The 18293-nt window shown below is 39.3% G+C and carries 23 protein-coding genes and 1 other RNA gene; 21 read left to right on the top strand and 3 right to left on the bottom strand.

Annotation, left to right across the window (positions count from 1 at the left end):
* The 13 genes from QZ413_RS00555 to nth all read left to right on the top strand — a co-directional run.
* A partial coding sequence (locus tag QZ413_RS00555) for a biotin/lipoyl-containing protein (protein ID WP_297074530.1) occupies positions 1 to 346 on the top strand: 346 nt, incomplete at its 5' end.
* Between the two features lie 17 nt (positions 347 to 363).
* Positions 364 to 1476 carry a CAP-associated domain-containing protein gene (locus QZ413_RS00550; RefSeq protein WP_297074528.1) on the top strand — a complete coding sequence of 371 codons (1113 nt, stop codon included), beginning with the start codon at positions 364 to 366 and terminating at the stop codon, positions 1474 to 1476.
* Positions 1473 to 1898 (top strand): YlbF family regulator, encoded by a 426-nt coding sequence (locus QZ413_RS00545; protein WP_297074526.1) that lies wholly within the window; start codon positions 1473 to 1475, stop codon positions 1896 to 1898. The genes QZ413_RS00550 and QZ413_RS00545 overlap by 4 nt, the downstream gene beginning before the upstream one ends.
* On the top strand, positions 1888 to 2229 hold the full coding sequence (locus QZ413_RS00540) for a YlbG family protein (RefSeq protein ID WP_297074524.1): 342 nt from the start codon (positions 1888 to 1890) through the stop codon (positions 2227 to 2229). The genes QZ413_RS00545 and QZ413_RS00540 overlap by 11 nt, the downstream gene beginning before the upstream one ends.
* A 14-nt stretch (positions 2230 to 2243) precedes the next feature.
* A complete protein-coding gene (rsmD, locus tag QZ413_RS00535; RefSeq protein WP_297074531.1) occupies positions 2244 to 2837 on the top strand; it encodes a 16S rRNA (guanine(966)-N(2))-methyltransferase RsmD in 594 nt (197 codons plus the stop codon).
* A 9-nt stretch (positions 2838 to 2846) separates the two neighbouring features.
* Entirely contained in the window at positions 2847 to 3335 is a 489-nt protein-coding gene (gene coaD, locus QZ413_RS00530) for a pantetheine-phosphate adenylyltransferase (protein WP_297074523.1), read from the top strand.
* Positions 3332 to 4375: a SepM family pheromone-processing serine protease gene (locus QZ413_RS00525; RefSeq protein WP_297074521.1), complete on the top strand. Its 1044-nt coding sequence runs from the start codon at positions 3332 to 3334 to the stop codon at positions 4373 to 4375. The genes coaD and QZ413_RS00525 overlap by 4 nt, the downstream gene beginning before the upstream one ends.
* A gap of 48 nt (positions 4376 to 4423) precedes the next feature.
* The gene (locus tag QZ413_RS00520; protein ID WP_297074520.1) at positions 4424 to 4807 is read left to right on the top strand and encodes a DUF1149 family protein; all 384 of its coding nucleotides are present in this window, start codon (positions 4424 to 4426) and stop codon (positions 4805 to 4807) included.
* 13 nt (positions 4808 to 4820) lie between these two features.
* Positions 4821 to 5195 (top strand): VOC family protein, encoded by a 375-nt coding sequence (locus QZ413_RS00515; protein WP_297074519.1) that lies wholly within the window; start codon positions 4821 to 4823, stop codon positions 5193 to 5195.
* Positions 5196 to 5347: 152 nt separating this feature from the next.
* On the top strand, positions 5348 to 6268 hold the full coding sequence (gene cysK / locus QZ413_RS00510; RefSeq protein WP_297074517.1) for a cysteine synthase A: 921 nt from the start codon (positions 5348 to 5350) through the stop codon (positions 6266 to 6268).
* A 114-nt stretch (positions 6269 to 6382) separates the two neighbouring features.
* Complete coding sequence (locus tag QZ413_RS00505; protein WP_297074516.1) at positions 6383 to 6823, top strand: Fur family transcriptional regulator; 441 nt, start codon at positions 6383 to 6385, stop codon at positions 6821 to 6823.
* A gap of 71 nt (positions 6824 to 6894) precedes the next feature.
* Positions 6895 to 7593, top strand: coding sequence for a DnaD domain-containing protein (locus QZ413_RS00500; RefSeq protein WP_297074514.1), 699 nt, complete (start codon positions 6895 to 6897; stop codon positions 7591 to 7593).
* Position 7594: 1 nt separating this feature from the next.
* Entirely contained in the window at positions 7595 to 8257 is a 663-nt protein-coding gene (nth, locus tag QZ413_RS00495; RefSeq protein WP_297074513.1) for an endonuclease III, read from the top strand.
* A 13-nt stretch (positions 8258 to 8270) separates the two neighbouring features.
* On the opposite strand, the gene QZ413_RS00490 is transcribed toward nth, so the two are convergent.
* Both QZ413_RS00490 and recU read right to left on the bottom strand, forming a co-directional pair.
* Positions 8271 to 10655, bottom strand: coding sequence for a PBP1A family penicillin-binding protein (locus QZ413_RS00490; protein ID WP_297074512.1), 2385 nt, complete (start codon positions 10653 to 10655; stop codon positions 8271 to 8273).
* Positions 10615 to 11262: a Holliday junction resolvase RecU gene (gene recU / locus QZ413_RS00485; protein ID WP_297074510.1), complete on the bottom strand. Its 648-nt coding sequence runs from the start codon at positions 11260 to 11262 to the stop codon at positions 10615 to 10617. Before recU ends, QZ413_RS00490 begins: the two co-directional genes overlap by 41 nt.
* Positions 11263 to 11323: 61 nt before the next feature.
* Here recU and QZ413_RS00480 point away from each other — a divergent pair, with 61 nt between their 5' ends.
* The 7 genes from QZ413_RS00480 to QZ413_RS00450 all read left to right on the top strand — a co-directional run bounded on the left by QZ413_RS00480 (position 11324) and on the right by QZ413_RS00450 (position 16623).
* Complete coding sequence (locus QZ413_RS00480; protein ID WP_297074508.1) at positions 11324 to 11866, top strand: DUF1273 domain-containing protein; 543 nt, start codon at positions 11324 to 11326, stop codon at positions 11864 to 11866.
* A 77-nt stretch (positions 11867 to 11943) separates the two neighbouring features.
* Positions 11944 to 12393 (top strand): cell division regulator GpsB, encoded by a 450-nt coding sequence (gpsB, locus tag QZ413_RS00475; protein ID WP_297074506.1) that lies wholly within the window; start codon positions 11944 to 11946, stop codon positions 12391 to 12393.
* Between the two features lie 38 nt (positions 12394 to 12431).
* An RNA gene (gene rnpB, locus QZ413_RS00470) (RNase P RNA component class B) lies at positions 12432 to 12802 on the top strand.
* Positions 12803 to 12866: 64 nt separating this feature from the next.
* Positions 12867 to 14033, top strand: a complete 1167-nt coding sequence (locus QZ413_RS00465; RefSeq protein WP_297074505.1) for a class I SAM-dependent RNA methyltransferase — start codon at positions 12867 to 12869, stop codon at positions 14031 to 14033.
* An 18-nt stretch (positions 14034 to 14051) separates the two neighbouring features.
* Positions 14052 to 15563: a carboxypeptidase M32 gene (locus tag QZ413_RS00460; RefSeq protein WP_297074503.1), complete on the top strand. Its 1512-nt coding sequence runs from the start codon at positions 14052 to 14054 to the stop codon at positions 15561 to 15563.
* Positions 15551 to 16189 (top strand): HD domain-containing protein, encoded by a 639-nt coding sequence (locus tag QZ413_RS00455; RefSeq protein WP_297074501.1) that lies wholly within the window; start codon positions 15551 to 15553, stop codon positions 16187 to 16189. The genes QZ413_RS00460 and QZ413_RS00455 overlap by 13 nt, the downstream gene beginning before the upstream one ends.
* A gap of 74 nt (positions 16190 to 16263) precedes the next feature.
* On the top strand, positions 16264 to 16623 hold the full coding sequence (locus QZ413_RS00450; RefSeq protein WP_297074500.1) for a hypothetical protein: 360 nt from the start codon (positions 16264 to 16266) through the stop codon (positions 16621 to 16623).
* 37 nt (positions 16624 to 16660) lie between these two features.
* Here QZ413_RS00450 and QZ413_RS00445 read toward each other — a convergent pair whose 3' ends face one another.
* The gene (locus QZ413_RS00445; RefSeq protein WP_297074498.1) at positions 16661 to 16960 is read right to left on the bottom strand and encodes a hypothetical protein; all 300 of its coding nucleotides are present in this window, start codon (positions 16958 to 16960) and stop codon (positions 16661 to 16663) included.
* A gap of 80 nt (positions 16961 to 17040) precedes the next feature.
* On the opposite strand from QZ413_RS00445, the gene QZ413_RS00440 reads away from it, so the two are divergent.
* A complete protein-coding gene (locus QZ413_RS00440) occupies positions 17041 to 18195 on the top strand; it encodes a VanZ family protein (RefSeq protein ID WP_297074496.1) in 1155 nt (384 codons plus the stop codon).
* The last annotated feature ends 98 nt before the right edge of the window (positions 18196 to 18293 follow it).

The raw sequence follows: 18293 nt of genomic DNA, 5'->3' as shown, positions 1-18293 counted from the left end.
ACAACCAGATATCGAAGGCAATCGGGTCTTGTACTTTAACTTAAATGGGCAACGTCGTGAGATCGTCATTCATGATGCTTCGATCATTAGCAGCGTGACGGCGCGCAAAAAAGCCGAGCCAACCAATAAAGAGCATGTTGGTGCAACGATGGCAGGTTCTGTCTTACAAGTTCTTGTGAAAAAAGGCGATCACATCAAGCGCGGAGATACACTGATTGTAACAGAAGCCATGAAGATGGAAACGACGATCGAAGCTCGTTTTGACGCGATTGTTGAACATGTTTATGTCGCTGATGGTGATGCAATCAGTTCTGGTGATTTACTGTTAGAATTAACTGAAAAATAAGTAGAGGAGTGACCGGTGTGAAGTATCGCGGAGTATTATTTTGGATCATGTTGATCTTAGCTTTGATCATCGTATACGCACAACCGGTCTTTTCTACGGGGAAACCTACAACAGCCGTACCTACGACAGCGGTTCATACGACAAAAAATAGCTATGAAACGCTAAAAAGTCAGGGTATGGCGACGTTTGTAGGAAAAGATGTGAACCAATTTATGGAAACGTATGGCCAGCCAACAGATATTGTCGAAACTGGATTTGGTTATGAACTCTATCTTTACCATCCCGCTACTAAAAATGGATACATAGAAGTGAGCGTCGCAAAAAAAACGATTCAAGGAATCAAATTATTGGGAAAACAACAAGCTGATATGGCACCTTTTTCGCTTGGCATGGAGATGAATGATGTAACGAAATTGGTTACCATCTCACCAAATTTTGATTTTACATATCATGAAAAAAAAGTCACGTTAGAACTAGGTGAAGAAGACATGAACTATCGACCATTGATTGCGCTAGATGATGGCAACTTTGTGATGCTGTTTTTAGATCAAACGACTGGAAAACTATATAGTTTAATGTATCTTTCAAAAGAACTTTTACTAAAACTAGCACCCTATACGCTGACTGGAAAAGAGCTGCCGACATTTACAGTAAATGAATCTATTGATTGGCAATCGATCAATACGGCAAAACAAGCAATGGTCGTCTATCTTTTTTCACTACTAAATTATGAGCAGAACATACCTGCCTATCAAACTTCACCAAATTTTGATCAAAAGGCAACGCAATGGCTTACGGAATTTTTGCTGCATCCAGATGATTATTTGACTACGCAACGAACATTAGCCCTAAAACGAGCGCAAGATCCTGATACTCACGAGCGGTTTTTATTGACAGAAGACGAATGGCTTACTTTAGCGAAAGTATCAAATGATAAAACGCTACAAGTTTTTTTTGAAACGCCAGTCTACGATCCTACGTTTACCCTATTGACATGGAAGAGTAGTGCTTATTTTACACTGTATGATCGTCCTGTGACACGAGCAATGAGTGTTGTCTTTTCCAAGGAAAATATGGTAGTCTTAATACAAGAAATGGAAACTAAAAGTGAGGAAAGTGATGCAAAATGATTTATGATGATCATTTTTTTGCCATTGAAGATCAAATCGATAAATTAGTGGATACATTGATAGAAAGCAAAACTTTTCACGAGTATCAACAAGCCAAACGTCAGATGCACGAAAATCCTGTAGTCCAAGAGTGTGCCAATGAATTCATTCAAGCGAAAATGTCATTTGAGCAAATTGAACGTTTTGGAAAGTTTGCTCCTGATTATAAAGAAAAACAGCGTGCCTTGCGTAAAGCCAAGCGCGCATTAGATATACAAGAAGAAGTGGCGTTGTTTCGTCTAAGTGAAAACGACGTTCAAGCCATTTTAGATGAAACGTGTTTAACGATTGCACATCAAATTTCCAAAGAAATAAAAGTAGATGCCGGTAGTCCGTTTTTTACGACAAGTTCTGGCTGTGGAGGGAATTGTCATGTCAGCTGAATCAACATTTGAACCAGTCAAGCGTCGAGGGATCGTTGTCTTTGTTTACTCGTTAAGGCAAGTCCGTAATCTACGTCGTTACGGTGTCGTGCATTATGTATCGAAATCAATGAAATACGTCATGTTATACGTAAATGAGAGCGATGTCGAAACGGTTTGTCAAAAGATCGAACGCTTGCATTTTGTTCGGGAAGTGTCGCTTTCTCATCGACCAGAAATCGAAATGAATTTTTCAGAGAAAATCGGTACCAAGCAAGCTTATCCAATGATGGATGATGGCTTTGAAGTTGAAGAAAAAAACACCCAAATTCGTTTGGCAGAACATGTATAAAAGAGTTGGGAAGGATTCCTAACTCTTTTTCATTTGAGAAAAGGAGCAAGGTAATGCGAGTAGTAGCAGGTGAATATGGTGGACGAAAATTAAAGAGTTTAGAAGGCTCGAACACACGTCCGACTACGGATAAAGTGAAGGGAGCGATTTTCAATATGATCGGACCTTATTTTGATGGAGGTCTCGTACTGGATTTATTTTCTGGAAGCGGTGGCTTGGCGATCGAAGCAGTCTCACGTGGGATGGATCATGCGTATTGTGTCGATCGGCATTATCCAGCGGTCAAGGTCATCAATGAGAATATTGCCATTACGAAAGAAGTTGAAAAATTTACGGTTTGGAAAATGGATGCCAAACGTGCATTAAAACAAGCTGAAGAAGCACAAATCCTATTTGATTTGATCTTACTTGATCCTCCGTATGCCAAGCAAGAAATCATCAAGCAAATGGAACAATTTCTCACGCTAGGCTTAGTGCGAAATGGAAGCCGCATCGTCTGTGAGACCGATCGCAATGTTCAATTGCCTAAAGAGATTATGGGATATCGATTGTTACGCCACCAAGAATATGGAACGACAGCAATCGATATTTACATCGTAGAAAAGTAGGTGGAACTATTGGAAACAATTGGATTATTCCCTGGAAGTTTCGATCCGATTACACTCGGTCATCTGGATTTGATTCGCCGTAGTGCAAAATTAGTGGATCGTTTATATGTAGGAGTGTTTCAAAATACAGCAAAAGTCGGTTTTTTATCTAATGAAGAAAAGGTAGCCGCAGTTCAAGCGAGTGTAGCGGATATTCCAAACGTGGTCGTTGTGACTCAAACTTCGGAGTTGACAATCCATTTTGCCCGCTCTTTACAGGCAACGCTATTGATTCGCGGGGTACGTAGTGTGAAAGATTATGAATATGAACGTGATATTGCACTGATGAATCACGAGCTCGATCCTACAATCGAAACGATGATTTTGATCTCAAAACCAGAGTTTGCACATATCAGTTCGAGTATTTTAAAAGAAATTTGGCATTTTAAAGGAAATATCGATCCCTTCGTGCCACAAAGCGTGCAACAACTGTTAAAAAATAGAGGAGAAATGCGATGAGAAAAAATAAATGGCTCCTTAATGGGACCTTAGTCGGGGGACTTTTACTAATCGTCTTGGCTATTTTTTTACCGTTACCTTATTATATCGAAGAGCCAGGGTCTACGATCAACTTAAAAGAGTTGATTACTGTCAATAATCAAAGTGACCAGCAGTCTGGTGAATTCGCATTGACTTCTGTCGGAGTACGTCAAGCAACACCATTACGATTTGTATTGGCAAAATTTTCCGATTTTGATGAAATCGTCACTGAAAAAGAGTTTTATGGAGAATCGACTAGTGAAGAGTATGATCAAATGCAAAAGTACTATATGCAGTCAGCACAAAACAACGCGATCCAACAAGCACTCTCTCTAGCTAAAAAACCATATACTTGGTCGTATAAAGGTGTTTATGTCATGTCGATCGATACACATTCTAGTTTTTATGGAAAAATTCAAGTTGGCGATACTGTAACAAAAGTCAACGGTCAAGCATTTGAAAACAGTCAAGCCTTCATTGATGCCATCAAAGCGAAAACAGTCGGTGAAGAGGTGACGATCACCTATCTTCATGACGGCAAGAGTTTAGAAGCGACAGGAAAACTGATTGAATTAAGCGAAACGAAAAAAGCTGGCATTGGCATCACACTAGTCGACCATAGTGAGATCGATTCTAGTATTCCGATCGCGTTTCATATCGAAAATATCGGGGGACCTTCTGCAGGGTTGATGTTCACGTTGGAAATCTACGAACAACTCACTCAGGAAAACTTGCGAAAAGGCAAAAAGATTGCTGGAACAGGAACGATTGATGAAACAGGTCAAGTCGGTCGTATCGGTGGGATTGATAAAAAAGTTGCAAGTGCGAGTAAAGCAGGTTTTGAATTCTTTTTTGCACCAGATGACGAGATTACAAGTGAGGAAAAAGCGAGTGATCCTACGATTCAGTCAAATTATGAAGAAGCAAAAGCTGCAGCGAAAAAACTGGGGACGGATATGAAAATCATTCCGGTCAAAACGGTGCAAGATGCGCTGGATTATCTAAAAGCGCTAACGTGATGAAAAAAGTGTGTTATACTAAAAAAAACGAGAGAAGGACGTGATTGTGTGGAAGTAAAACGCCAAAAACCAATTGTAGAACAATATCATTTTGATATGAAAAATCCAGAAGAAAAGGTAGAGACTTCATTGCAAGTCGGCTTTATGCCACTAACCCCACCAGATGCGGATTATCCTAAAGAAAATAGTATTATCGGTGCACGTTTAGAGTTTACGATCGATTTTCCAGAATTCGTTTTACGCGGTGCTGTAGGCCAAGTGAACCATATTGTAAACCATCAAATTACAAAAGCTGAAGACATCTCAAAAGAAGAAGCAGATGATCTAGTAGCCCCATTATTTGATTTAGTGCAACGTTTAACGTATGAAGTCACTGAAATCGTCACCGATGAACCAGGAATCAAATTAAATTTCAACTCACAAGTGGAGTAATAAGGAGTAGTCCATGTTTTCAAATACGATGCAATTTATGTTATATGTAACCAATGTCGAACAAGCAGCTGTATTTTGGCAATCTTTAGGCTGTATTGAAGTCAGTCGTCAAGAAATGGAAGGCACGACGATTATTGAATTAGCGTTGAACCAAACGTCCGGTGTGCATTTTGTGTTATATGATCGAGAGTTTTTCGAACAACACTCGCCAGAAGTCGTGACTAGTGCTCCTTCGATCATGTTTACTACAGAAGATATCGATGCTTTATATCAAAGCGTATTAGATAGCGAAGTCGCTGTGGGCGATCTGATCCAATTGGAAAATCAATTGGTCTTTAATTTTGCTGATCCAGACGGGAATTATTTTGCAGTGACCAGTATGAGCTAAATCCTGTTTTGGTTTTTCTATCTCTATAGAGCTTGCTCTATAGAGATTTTTTTATAATACGCGTTTAAATTCAGTCCGGTGATCCAAAAAAAGTATTGGTATTTGTTTACTCAATACGATAGGGTAAGTAAAAGACAAAAGGAGTTATGTACATGACGATTTATCAATCTATTACAGAATTAGTAGGGAATACTCCAGTGGTTCCCTTACCTCATTTGACAAAAGAAGATGAAGGAACAGTTTATTTAAAGTTAGAAGCATTTAATCCAGGAAGTAGTGTCAAAGATCGGATTGCACTTGCAATGATCGAAGCCGCAGAAGCTTCTGGTACGCTATCTCCTAATGGAACAATCATTGAACCTACTTCAGGAAACACTGGGATCGGACTGGCAATGATTGGTGCTGCGAAAGGCTATCGTGTCATTTTGGTGATGCCTGAGACGATGAGTGTCGAACGGCGAAAATTAATGGCTGCGTATGGGGCAGAGTTTGTTTTAACGCCAGGTAGTGAAGGAATCAAAGGTTCGATTGCCAAAGCGCGTGAGCTTGCAGCAGAACATGGTTATTTTATGCCATTACAGTTTGAAAATGAAGCCAATCCAGCGATTCATGAGCAAACAACTGGACCAGAGATCGTTCGTGACTTTAAAGACATCGGATTGGCTGCTTTTGTGGCCGGTGTGGGAACTGGGGGGACGATCACGGGAAGTGCGAAAGTATTAAAAGAAGCCTTTGATACGATCCAAATCGTAGCAGTAGAACCTGCAGAGTCCGCAGTATTGTCTGGGCAAGCCGCTGGACCTCATAAAATCCAAGGGATCGGCACAGGATTTATTCCAAAGGTATTGAATCAAGAGCTAGTAGATGAAGTGTTAGCTATCTCAGGAGAAGAAGCGATGCAAGTTGCACGCGATGTGGCGAAAAAAGAAGGGATTTTAATTGGAATTTCTTCAGGAGCTGCAGTAGCTGGAGCGATTCGAGTAGCAAAAGGCTTAGAGTCAGGACAAAATGTCGTTGTAATCATTCCTGATAACGGCGAGCGGTATCTATCGACTCCATTATATGAAGCATAAACAAACCGTGTTTAGTCATTCTTTGTGGCTAAGCACGGTTTTTGTTTTGACAAAATTCTAGAAAAAAACAATAAAACATAGTATGATAGAAAGGAAAGAGAGGGTGAATGTCTCGTGGTTGAACAATTAGAACAAGCGATTCATGCATTAAAACATGACAATGTGCGTATCACGCCCCAACGTACAGCGATTTTAGAAGTGTTGATTCATCAACATACTCATCCAACAGCAGAAGAAATCTACCGCGCGATCGCCCCAGATTTTCCGGGAATGAGTGTGGCGACAGTATACAATAATTTACGTTTATTTAGCCAATTAGGATTTGTAACGGAAATGAAATACGGCGATGGTGCGAGCCGGTTTGATTTTACGACTGTACCGCATTACCATGCAATTTGTACTCAATGTGGCAAAATTACAGATTTTAAATATCCTCAATTAGACGATGTGGAGATTGCAGCAAGTAAACTGACAGGGTATACGATCGAGGAACACCGCTTAGAAGTATATGGGCTTTGTCCAGCATGCCAAAAAACGGCAACAGAAATCGAATAGACCTATAAAGTAAAGAAGTAGATGGAACCTCACGTCACTTCTTTTTCTTTTCTTTATCTAGGAGGAATAGTATGAAATTAACGGCATTTTATTTGATGGGACAAACGGTCTTACCTAATTTATTGCTTCAACATTATCCAAAAATTGGGATGCAACATGAAGAATTTGTATTATGGATCCAACTATATGCCCGTCATCAAAAAGGTGAGGCGTTTCCTGATTTAAAAGAAGTCGCTGAAGATTTACAAATGGATATTCAAGTAGTATACCAGTTGCTCAATCAATTGATCACAAAACAATTGATTAGTATTCAAGCCAAACGTTCTGATTATGGCCAACTAAATGATGAGTTATCCTTTGAATTGATGTACCAAAAATTGGAACAATTGGCGACACAGTTAGAACAAAAAGCAACACAAAACCAACAAGGCATGCACATGAGTCAACTGTATCGTATGTTTGAAGAAGAGTTCGGTCGGCCATTATCTAGTATCGAATTTCAACGTATCAAACAATGGGTCCAAGAAGATCATTACACGATCGAATTGATTGAATTGGCTTTAAAAGAAGCGATTTTAAATCAAGTCTATAATCTAAATTATATTGACCGTATTTTATTGGCATGGGAAAAGAAAAATATCCGTACCAAAGAGCAAGTTCAAGCTGCACAAAATGATCGACAACGTCATTTGATGCAAAAAGAAACCAACGACCCGACTCCTCGTGAACTGCCGAAAGTAACCTTGCACAATTGGTTAGAAGGAGAATAAGATGATCAGTAAAGAAAAAACACGTCTTGTAATCGAAGAAATGTTTCAATTGTTTCCAGAAGCACATGGGGAACTGATTGCTAAAAATGAGTTTGAGCTCTTGATTTCCGTAATGCTTAGTGCACAAGCAACCGATGTTTCAGTGAATAAGGTAACGCCCGCTTTATTTTCGCGTTTTGATACGCCTGAAGCAGTTGTTGAAGCTTCAGTAGAAGAAATCATTCCCTATATTCGCTCGATTGGTTTGTATCGCAATAAAGCCAAAAATATTTATGCTTGTTGTCAAACATTACTTGAACGGTTCAACGGTCAAGTTCCAAAAACACGTGAAGAGTTGATGTCGCTTGCAGGGGTTGGTCGTAAAACAGCAGATGTGGTACTAGCAGATGCGTTTGGGATTCCAGCCTTTGCAGTGGATACACATGTTGAACGGATTAGCAAACGTTTACGGATTTGTCGTTTAGATGCATCAGTACTAGAAGTAGAAGAGACGTTGATGAAGAAAATCCCTGAAGAACTTTGGATCAAAACACATCATACCATGATCTTTTTTGGTCGTTATCATTGTACAGCACGCTCACCAAAATGCGAGACGTGTCCTGTGTTGACGTATTGTCAGGAAGGGAAAGTCCGGATGCGAAAAAAGGCTCCAGCTAGAAATTAGCTAGAGCCTTTTTTTATGGTGTATTGGATTGGCCGTTACCAGCTTGTCCATTACCTGTTTGTGCATTATTTGCATTCGTGTTTCCATTTGCATTCGTGTTTCCATTTGCATTGTTTTGCGGTGTGGCTGGTGTTTCACTTGAAGCAGGTGTTTCACTTGAAGCAGGGTTTTCTTCTTGACTTGGTGTCGTTTCTTTAGAAACTTCGCTACTTTGACTTTCTTCAGAAGAAATACTTGCCGAAACTTCAGGAACCGAAGAGCTTGATTCTACTGTAGTCGAACTAGTTTCTTTTGTTTTTGAAGTCGAAGCAGGTGTTTCTTCTTTGCTACTTTGTTTTGTTGTTGCATTATTTTTTGTCGTATTGTTTTGCGTGTTCGATGAACTATAACTATCTTTAAAGTATAATTCATTTCCTACTCGAACGACATCATCTGGCTGTACAAAGTCTTCTTGTGTATCAAATGAAGCTGAGATATAACTCATCAATTCACGATAGACATCTGTTGCGACGTGGGATGATAAGTTTGTCACCGGTGTTAACGGATCTAAATAGCCGATCCAAACAGCCATCGAGTAATGAGGAGTGAACCCAACAAACGTCGTATCTGGATAAACCGATAAGCCATAAGGTGCATCGACTTTAGCTAATTGTTCTTCCGTGTAATTTGACGTTCCCGTTTTTCCAGCTTGATACAATCCTTCGATTGCCGCATTGTTACCTAGTCCTGTAATAACGTCTTTTAAAATATCTGTGATCATATAAGCAGTTCCTGGTTGCATCACACGCACGCCTTTTGATTCAAACGTTTCTTGTGTGCCATCTTGGTAAACGATTTTGTTGACATATTGTGGCTCATAATACGTTCCACCATTGGCAAATGCGGCATAGGCTGCTGCCATTTTTAAACTAGAAACACCATACTTTGTTCCATCTTGTTTCGTGTTACTTGAAATGGCATTGGCTTGGGTTAAGTCTTCATATTGGATGTCTAGACTCTTTAAAAATTTCTCAACATCAGAAGCGCCTACTTCCATAAATAATTTTGCTGCAGGAACATTTCGTGATTCAGAAAGGGCTGTACGTAACGTGATATTTCCCATATATGAATTGTCCCAGTTATTCACAGCAATATCAGAGCCTTCATAGTCGTAAGGTGCATCTGCGATATATTTTCCAGTCGAGTAATGTAAATGTTCAAAAGCAGGTGCATAGTCTGTGATTGGCTTAACGGTTGAACCAAAGTCACGTGCCGTATTGATTGCTAAGTTTTGATCGCCGACTTGACGATTACGTCCACCTAATTGGGCAACGACTTTTCCAGAATCAACATCGATAACTGTTGAGGCGATTTGCATTTCATCATCCGGATAATCGACATACTCTTGGGTATTGGCGATATCATATAATTTTTTTTGTGCGTCTAAATCAAGATTTGTATAAACTTCTAAGCCATCTGTATAGAGGTCTTTGCCCGTTTTTTCTTTAATCTCAGCGCTGACTTCTGTAATGTAGTTGTCGTAATATTTCCATTCGCTATTTTCCGTATCCAATGGTTTTAAGCCATCTGAGATATCTGTTGCCACAGCTTCTTGATATTGTGATTCACTGATTTTATCGTTATCAAGCATGGCTTTTAAGACCAAATCACGACGTTGTTTAGCAGCCTCTTTATTCACGTAAGGATCATAGTAAGAAGGGGCATTTGGTAGACCCGCTAAGAGTGCAGTTTGTGCAAGTGAAAGTTTGTCTAGTGACTTGCCATAATAGGCCTCACTAGCCGTTTCCATTCCATAAAGGCCGTTTGCCATGTAGACTTTATTGATGTAATACGTTAAGATTTCTTGTTTTGATTTTTTTCGTTCTAATTGGATCGACAACCAAGCTTCTTGCGCTTTACGCTTTAAGGTTTGGTCAGACTCATTAGTTGAAAAGTACGATAACTTAATCAATTGTTGCGTCAGCGTACTTCCACCTTGTTTCGTACCATGAAAAATATTGTTGACCGCTGAACCGACGATTCGAATCGGATCGATCCCAATATGTTTATAAAAGCGACGATCTTCAATCGACACGATTGCATCTTCCAATAACTCAGGGACTTCTGTCGCTGAAATTTTTTCGCGATTTTCTGAACCGATATCAATGAAATTTTCACCATTTGATGAGTACAACTTAGATGAAACTGTCGCGTCTAACTTATTGTCTTCTAAAGCAGGGGCGTTTTTTGCATAAAATCCAAAAATACCGATCCCGATTAAAAAAAGTAAACAGACAGCAAAAATCCCACCTAAAATCAGATTTCGCCAAATATGTTTTTTGGGTTTCTTCTTCTTTGACGGTTTTGAAGTAGGTCGTTTAGTTGTCTGTCGTCGCGATGTCCGTGACTCGTTTGCCATGTGTAGTTTGCTCCTTTGTTTGTAAATACTGATCAACACCTAAAAGATAAGGGATTTGTGGTGCAAACCCAAGTTGCAACTCGATTCCTTTTTCTTCTAAAAGTGCCAGTGGCAGCGACTGTCGTGTAGTAGATGTCCACTGCGTAAGTAATGTTTCACCATCTAGAAAAAAACAACGTTCTAAGCTAGAAAACCATAATAACACAAAACAAATCCCTTGCTGTGCTAAACATGCTCGAATGTGATCAATTTGATGTTGGTGAAAGTTTTTTAAAGGAAAAGACGTCTTATTTTTCGTTTCTTTTGCCTCAAAATCTAAATAATATCCTCGGTATACTCCATTGTAATCCGTTGTCGAGGCTTCCTTAAAATAGGCTTCCTTGATTACTGCGGCACTGCGTTTTGGATAATCCACAGCTACAATTTGAATCGGAGTCGGCTTTTTATGTACAACAGCAAGATTGCGTTGGGCATAGTAGCGGTTCGTCGTATTGATCGCTTCTTCTAATACCATCCCACGATTGGCAAAATTGGGTTTTCGCTTTTTCGATGGTATACTAGAAGTCGGAACGTACGCAGGTTGACCGTTTGGATAACGAAAGACCATAAAATCACACTCCTAGATGTATTATACCAAAAAATAATTCATAAAGAAAAGGGGGAGCGTCATGACGCAAGCCAAGACGATCTTTATTAGTGGGTATCGCAACTATGAAATCGGTATTTTTCAAGAAAAAGATCCAAAAATTGCAGTCATTAAAAAAAGTTTAAAATCGACTTGCATTCAATTAATCGAAGAAGGGGCTACGTGGTTTGTGATCTCAGGCTCTCTTGGCGTAGAATTATGGGCTGCACAAGTAATTCTAGAATTAAAGCAAGAATATGAAGTCTCTTTAGCGGTAATTTCAGCTTATACCGAATTTTTTGCCAAATGGAATGAACAAAACCAACAAGCGATGCAGACCATTTTAGCACAAGCCGATTTTGTCGATGCGGTGAGTCGTCAACCCTATACTTCACCACAACAGTTAAAAAATCATACGCAATTTTTATTGGCGCATACAATGGGTTGTGTATTGGTATATGACCCGGAGTATCCAGGGAAAAGTCAATTCTTTATTCGCGATGCAACACAGTATCAAGAACGCCATTCTTATGAAATTCTTTATATTACGATGGATGATTTGCAAAATGCCGCATATTCTGACTAAATGTGTTTGATTTCTGCGCCGTTTTTCGATATGATGGGGGAGTATGAAATTGTATTCAATTTAAAAGAGGTGTAAACATGGCAAATTTGATCTATTCTCCGAAAGATATCTTGCAGCAAGAATTTAAAAATAAAATGCGTGGATATGATCCAGTCGAAGTAGATGAATTTTTAGATAACATTATCAAAGATTATGAAACATATGCAAAAGAAATTGTCGCCTTACAAGAAGAAAATGATCGCCTACATGCAAAGGTAGCACAGATGAGTAAAAATCCTGTTGCAACACCAGCACCACGTGCGCAAGTAAGTGAACAACCAAAAAGTCAAACTGTTACAAATTTTGACATCTTAAAACGTTTATCAAATCTTGAAAAAGAAGTATTTGGTAAAAAGTTACAACAAGAAACGAGTGCAGTAAAAGAAATCAAAATTGAAGAAAAAACAGAACCAGTTCAACCTGTCATCACATCAAATTATACACAAGCTGATTTAGAAGATGACAACGAGCGTACGCGTCAATTTTAATCGTTGCGTACATATTGATTCAATTCGATACAATTGTGATTTTTAGATAATCGCGGTCTACTTGATGTAGGCTGAGGAAAGTCCATGCTCGCACAAGCTGCGATGCTTGTAGTGTTCGTGTCTGGCGAAACCATAAGCCAGAGTACAGTAATGTAACGGCAGGAAAAAAAGCTAAGGCATTTGCTATGCTTGAGTACCCTTGAAAGTGCCACAGTGACGAAGCGATCGGAGAAATCTTATCGGTGGAACGCGGTAAACCCCTCGAGCGAGCAACCCAAACAATGGTCGGGGCGCTTTTTGGAACGGAAAGATAAAGAACGGAACCAAAGAGGCAAGAAATTGCAGATAGATGATTATCCAAGTTGAGTTGCTCCCTGTAATTTGACTGGACAAAACATGGCTTATAGAAAATCACACAAATCAGGGAAATCCTTCCAAATTGGAAGGTTTTTTTTATCATTAAGGAGAGAAAAATGAATCCAAAACAAACATTTCAATTAGTCGCAACAGCAGCAAGTGGATTAGAAGCATTAGTCGGAAAAGAATTACGAGATATGGGAATTGAATGTGTCGTGGAAAATGGCCGCGCACGCTTTGAAGGTACGATCGAAACGATTGCTAAAGCCAATCTATGGTTACGTACAGCCGATCGGATCAAAATCGTTGTTGGAGAATTTGATGCCGTGACGTTTGACGAATTATTCCAAAAAGTCAACGCGTTACCTTGGGAAGATTATTTGCCACTAGATGCAGAATTTCCAGTTGCTGGAAAATCGATCAAGTCGACTTTATATAGCACACCAGATTGTCAAGCGATCACCAAAAAAGCGATTGTCAATCGTTTGCGGGAATATTACCATCGCCCAGCTAGTGTGCCATTAGCAGAAACTGGGGCTTTGTTTAAATTAGAAGTCGCGCTGTTAAAAGATCATGTGATGGTCACACTCGATACGACAGGACCTAGTTTATTTAAACGTGGTTATCGTCTAGATAAAGGGGGCGCACCGTTAAAAGAAAATATGGCCGCAGCACTAGTGATGTTGACCAATTGGCGTAAAGATCGTCCTTTTGTCGATCCAGTCTGTGGTTCTGGGACACTTTGTATAGAAGCCGCATTGATCGGCCATAATATTGCACCAGGATTCAACCGTAGTTTTGCATGTGAAGCATGGGATTGGGTCGATAAAGACATTTTTGCGAAAGTGCGGGAAGAAGCCGAAGCTCAAGCCGATTATGATATCGAATTAGACATTATGGGTTCAGATATCAATGGCCGGATGATCGAGATTGCTAAAGCGAATGCTGATGAGATCGGATTAGGTGATTCCATCGTCTTTAAACAACAAGCAGTAAAAGATTTTAAAACCGAAAAAGAGTATGGTGTGATCGTAGCCAATCCACCATATGGAGAACGTTTAGGCGAAGAAGAAACGGTGCGTCAACTGTATAAAGAAATGGGACAAGCGTTTAAACCGCTGGATACTTGGAGTAAATATATCTTAACGAGTGATTTATTATTTGAAGAGTTCTATGGTCAAAAAGCGACGAAGAAACGCAAACTTTATAATGGTGCTTTACGTACGGATCTTTTCCAATATTGGGGCAAACGCCCACCAAGACCTGCAAAACCAACAGAATAGTCGAGAGGATGAGCAACGATGAATGAACAACTCTTTTTACAAGAATTAAAAGAATTAGATTTATTGCAACAAGCGATGACGATCATTGAATGGGATTCGCAAACGGGAATGCCCGAAGCAAGTAGTGAGTATCGTGGTGAAACGATGGGCTATTTATCTAGTATTTATTTTGAGAAAAAAGTCGGGCCGAAAATTAAAGAAGCACTGGATCATTTTGCGGCTCATCCTGAAGAGTTATCTGAAGTGGGACAAGTAGCATATCGCTTAGTTAAAGAAGACTATGAACTCAATCATGCTGTTCCAAATGAATTGATGGCACAATTTTCTGCCGCGACATCTAAAGCCCACTCGGCGTGGTTAAACAGTCGTGAGCAAAACGACTTTGAGGTCTTTAAAGAAGCTCTAGCGGAAAATATCCGTTTAACAAAAGAATTGATCCCTTATTGGCAACGCACAGAAAAAACACCGTATGACGTCTTATTGAACCAATATGAACCAAACATGACCACAGAGATTTTGGATGATGTGTTTACACGCTTACGAGATGGCATTATGGATATTAGACAAACGTTAGCCAAAAAAGGAATAGAACCAGATACTACGATCTTGTCACGTTATGTGCCAAAAGCACAACAAGAAGCTTTTATTCGTCAAGTCATTACGCAATTAGGATATGATTTTACTCGCGGCCGCCTAGATGATACGATTCATCCATTTGCTACAGGAATCAATCATCGCGATGTCCGGATTACGACGCGATGGAATGAGCATGATTTTTCGATGGCGACATTTGGTGTGATTCATGAAGCAGGTCACGGGATGTATGAACAAAATATTGCGGAAAAATATGAATACACGCCAGCTCATGAGGGAGCATCGATGGGGATCCATGAATCACAATCGCTATTTAATGAAATTATTATCGGTAGCAATCGTGCATTTTGGAAAAAGCAATACCCGTTGTTCCAAAAGTGTACAGAAGGAACATTCGACGATGTTTCGTTTGATGACTTTTATGCGGCATTGAAAAAAACGAAAGCTAGCCTTGTCCGTATCGAAGCAGATAGTTTAACTTATCCGTTACACATCATTATCCGTTACGAAATCGAAAAAATGCTGTTTAATGGAGAAGTGGCAATCGATGACTTACCAGCAATTTGGAACGATAAATACGAAGAATATTTAGGCATTCGACCAGAGACTGATCTTGAAGGGATTTTACAAGATGTCCATTGGTCTGGTGGAAGCTTTGGCTATTTTCCTTCTTATGCTTTAGGCTACATGTATGCCGCGCAATTGTTACATGCGATGAAACAAGAAGTAGAAATCGATGCTGTGTTAGCATCAGATGATTATACGCCGATCAAAAATTGGTTAACAAAGCATATCCATCAGTACGGTGCAAGTAAAAAACCAAATGAACTGATTGTCAATGCCACAAAGGAACCATTAAATCCACAGTATTTACTAGATTATATGCGTGACTTATACTTTACTGTGTATCAGGTAAATGATTCATGTCGCGATTAGTAGCAGTCCAAGATTATGCCAAACAACAGTTGGCACACGATCAGACAGGACATGACTACGCGCACGTGTCGCGTGTCGCCTATTGGGCGAAAAAAATCCTCGATCAAGACAATCTAACAGCAGATCACTTTATCACACTAAGTGCAGCCTATTTGCACGATGTGATCGATGATAAAGTCGTATCAGATAGTGTCGTCGCTAAAGAGCACTTGCGCGTATTTTTAGCAACGATTGCGACAGAACAAGAAATAGCTGCTATTTTTTCAATTATTGAACACATGTCATTTTCAGCGAATTTAGCTCAAAAACACGTATTGACAGTGGAAGGACAAATTGTTCAAGATGCCGATCGTTTGGATGCGTTGGGAGCATATGGTATTTTACGAACGGCTTATTATGGGGGAAGCAACGGTCATCCGATTTATGATGAAACGATTGCAGTCAATTTGCATCAAGATAAAGCCACGTATCGCAAGGGGACAACGGTGATCAATCATTTTTATGAGAAACTTTTTTTACTAGTAGACCAAATGAATACACAAACTGGGAAAAAAGAGGCAAAACGCCGCGAACGATTCATGCAAGAATTTTTAACAGAATTTTATCATGAGATCGATTTTGATTAAAAAGCTAAGAATATAAGTCACTTTAGTTTCTTTTCTTCACGCTTTTCATATAATGGAAGTAAGGAGAGGATACCATGTTTTTTCAACAAGCGATGAAGCCCCAAGAATTATTGTCTGTATTGCCGCATGTGTCCGAGTGTTTCTTTGTTGTCAATGTACAATTACCAGATCGTACGTATCAATTAGCTGTTTACAAATATCAAGAAAGTTATTTTCGTATTCAAGATATGCGTGTGTTTCACCAAGTATATGCAATTGTCAACCAAACGCAAGGAGATGAAGAAGAGCTGTTGCCTTTTATCGAACAAGCTTTAGAAGACAATTTGTATCGTACCTTAGCAGAATGGCTGATTCAAGTCGACTTATCTGTTTTAGCGGTGTTGCCTACGATTCAATCATTAGAACTTGTATATTATGAGTTTATCGAGAATTAAAAAAACCAGACTATGTTTAGTCTGGTTTTTCCATGTATTACGTAGTGCGCCACTCTTTGTAGACGATCACGCAACTAATCCCGAATAATACGATCCCTGCAATCAATGCCAACCATAATAGCGAAGGGTCGTATCCATATGTAGCAATAGCGTGTTGTTTACTGATGCGATCTGCTTCATTTAAAATTTGAATACTCAATACGATTAAAAAGCCTGAAATAATCACTAAGACAAAACTCAAATAAGGAATCGTTGAATAATGACGGATCCCTAAGAATAAACAATACAACCCCAACAGAAAAACTGGGATTCCAAATGCAAAAATAGGATATAACATGCCAACACCTCCAGTATAAGAATACTCTTTTTTTGTAAAAATGAAAACCCTTGTGAATTCTGTAAATAGAAAGGAAGCTTATGTTTACTGCGTATACTGAACCAATTAAAATTGCACTTTTTGTATTCCCGATTCTAGCATTTCTGATTTCGTTCCCGTTTTTTATTTTACAATACCGCAAGTATGGTCGCTTTTTGTTTATCCGTGCCGTCGTGTTGTATTCATTTGTTTTTTATCTACTATGTTCTTATTTTTTAGCAATCTTGCCCCTACCAAGTCGAGAAGCAGTCGCGCAACTAACGACTCCAAAATATGAGTTGATGTTAGGAAAATCACTGCAAGACTTTTTAGCACAAACCGTGTGGCGACCGACAGATATTCATACGTATTTACCTGCTTTAAAACAATCGGTAACGTTGGAACCTTTGTTTAACTTATTATTCTTTTTCCCGTTAGGTGTTTATCTACGTTATTACTTCCGCTTTTCATTGAAAAAAGTCATCGTGTATTCTTTTTTGTGGTCGCTATTTTTTGAAACGACTCAATTGACAGGACTGTATTTCATCTATCCAAGACCTTATCGTTTGTTTGACGTCAATGATCTACTCCACAATACGTTAGGCGGTATGATTGGCTATTTCTGCGCACCACTTGTGATGATCTTATTCCCAACACGTAAGGAAATGGATCAAAAGTCAAAAGAATTAGGGCACATTGTGACGTATCCAAGACGTTTTGTTGCCTTCTTGATCGATTGGGGAATGATTTATAGTGTTCGTACACTTTTAGCGATCGTGTTGCATGTGACCCATCTGACAACGAATGAGAACTGGACGACGAGTTACTGGACGTATCTGAGTACGATCATGTTGTATTTTGTTGGAGTCACATACCTGACTAAAGGGTATACGCTCGGCAAAAAGATCGTCAAAATTCGTGTTGTAACGACAACAGGCACACCTCCTAGCTTGAAAGATTGTGTAGTTCGCTATGGCTTACTTTATGGGGTTTATGGTAGTTTGGCACAACTATTGTTGTTGATTAATCCTTATATCCCTACGACTGAGGGAATGGCATTAGTGATTTTACTCATGATGACGCTCTTTTTATTGCTTATCCAACTTTTATTTGTAGGTTCGATTGGTTGGGCGATTTTGAAAAAAGAACGTCGTTTGTTTTATGAGAAAAAATCACAGACAAGCGAGATAAGTATGAACAATTTGGAAACAAAATAGGAAGTTGTTTGAGAATATGGTATAATCCAAAAGATGTTAAAAGAAAGAAGGTGCTCAAATGTCATTTGAAACATTTGCATTTCAGCCGTTTATTTACG

The sequence above is a fragment of the uncultured Enterococcus sp. genome (genome assembly GCF_913775425.1).
In the GTDB taxonomy this organism is placed as follows: domain Bacteria; phylum Bacillota; class Bacilli; order Lactobacillales; family Enterococcaceae; genus Enterococcus_G.
This window is presented reverse-complemented; position numbering and strand designations above follow the sequence as displayed.

Bases quoted from the DNA above. Each gene is read 5' to 3' on its own strand.
- QZ413_RS00545 (WP_297074526.1), top strand. From the start codon at position 1,473: ATGATTTATGATGATCATTTTTTTGCCATTGAAGATCAAATCGATAAA.
- QZ413_RS00540 (WP_297074524.1), top strand. From the start codon at position 1,888: ATGTCAGCTGAATCAACATTTGAACCAGTCAAGCGTCGAGGGATCGTT.
- QZ413_RS00525 (WP_297074521.1), top strand. From the start codon at position 3,332: ATGAGAAAAAATAAATGGCTCCTTAATGGGACCTTAGTCGGGGGACTT.
- QZ413_RS00515 (WP_297074519.1), top strand. From the start codon at position 4,821: ATGTTTTCAAATACGATGCAATTTATGTTATATGTAACCAATGTCGAA.
- cysK (WP_297074517.1), top strand. From the start codon at position 5,348: ATGACGATTTATCAATCTATTACAGAATTAGTAGGGAATACTCCAGTG.
- QZ413_RS00500 (WP_297074514.1), top strand. From the start codon at position 6,895: ATGAAATTAACGGCATTTTATTTGATGGGACAAACGGTCTTACCTAAT.
- nth (WP_297074513.1), top strand. From the start codon at position 7,595: ATGATCAGTAAAGAAAAAACACGTCTTGTAATCGAAGAAATGTTTCAA.
- QZ413_RS00490 (WP_297074512.1), bottom strand. From the start codon at position 10,655: ATGGCAAACGAGTCACGGACATCGCGACGACAGACAACTAAACGACCT.
- recU (WP_297074510.1), bottom strand. From the start codon at position 11,262: ATGGTCTTTCGTTATCCAAACGGTCAACCTGCGTACGTTCCGACTTCT.
- QZ413_RS00480 (WP_297074508.1), top strand. From the start codon at position 11,324: ATGACGCAAGCCAAGACGATCTTTATTAGTGGGTATCGCAACTATGAA.
- gpsB (WP_297074506.1), top strand. From the start codon at position 11,944: ATGGCAAATTTGATCTATTCTCCGAAAGATATCTTGCAGCAAGAATTT.
- QZ413_RS00465 (WP_297074505.1), top strand. From the start codon at position 12,867: ATGAATCCAAAACAAACATTTCAATTAGTCGCAACAGCAGCAAGTGGA.
- QZ413_RS00460 (WP_297074503.1), top strand. From the start codon at position 14,052: ATGAATGAACAACTCTTTTTACAAGAATTAAAAGAATTAGATTTATTG.
- QZ413_RS00455 (WP_297074501.1), top strand. From the start codon at position 15,551: ATGTCGCGATTAGTAGCAGTCCAAGATTATGCCAAACAACAGTTGGCA.
- QZ413_RS00450 (WP_297074500.1), top strand. From the start codon at position 16,264: ATGTTTTTTCAACAAGCGATGAAGCCCCAAGAATTATTGTCTGTATTG.
- QZ413_RS00445 (WP_297074498.1), bottom strand. From the start codon at position 16,960: ATGTTATATCCTATTTTTGCATTTGGAATCCCAGTTTTTCTGTTGGGG.
- QZ413_RS00440 (WP_297074496.1), top strand. From the start codon at position 17,041: ATGTTTACTGCGTATACTGAACCAATTAAAATTGCACTTTTTGTATTC.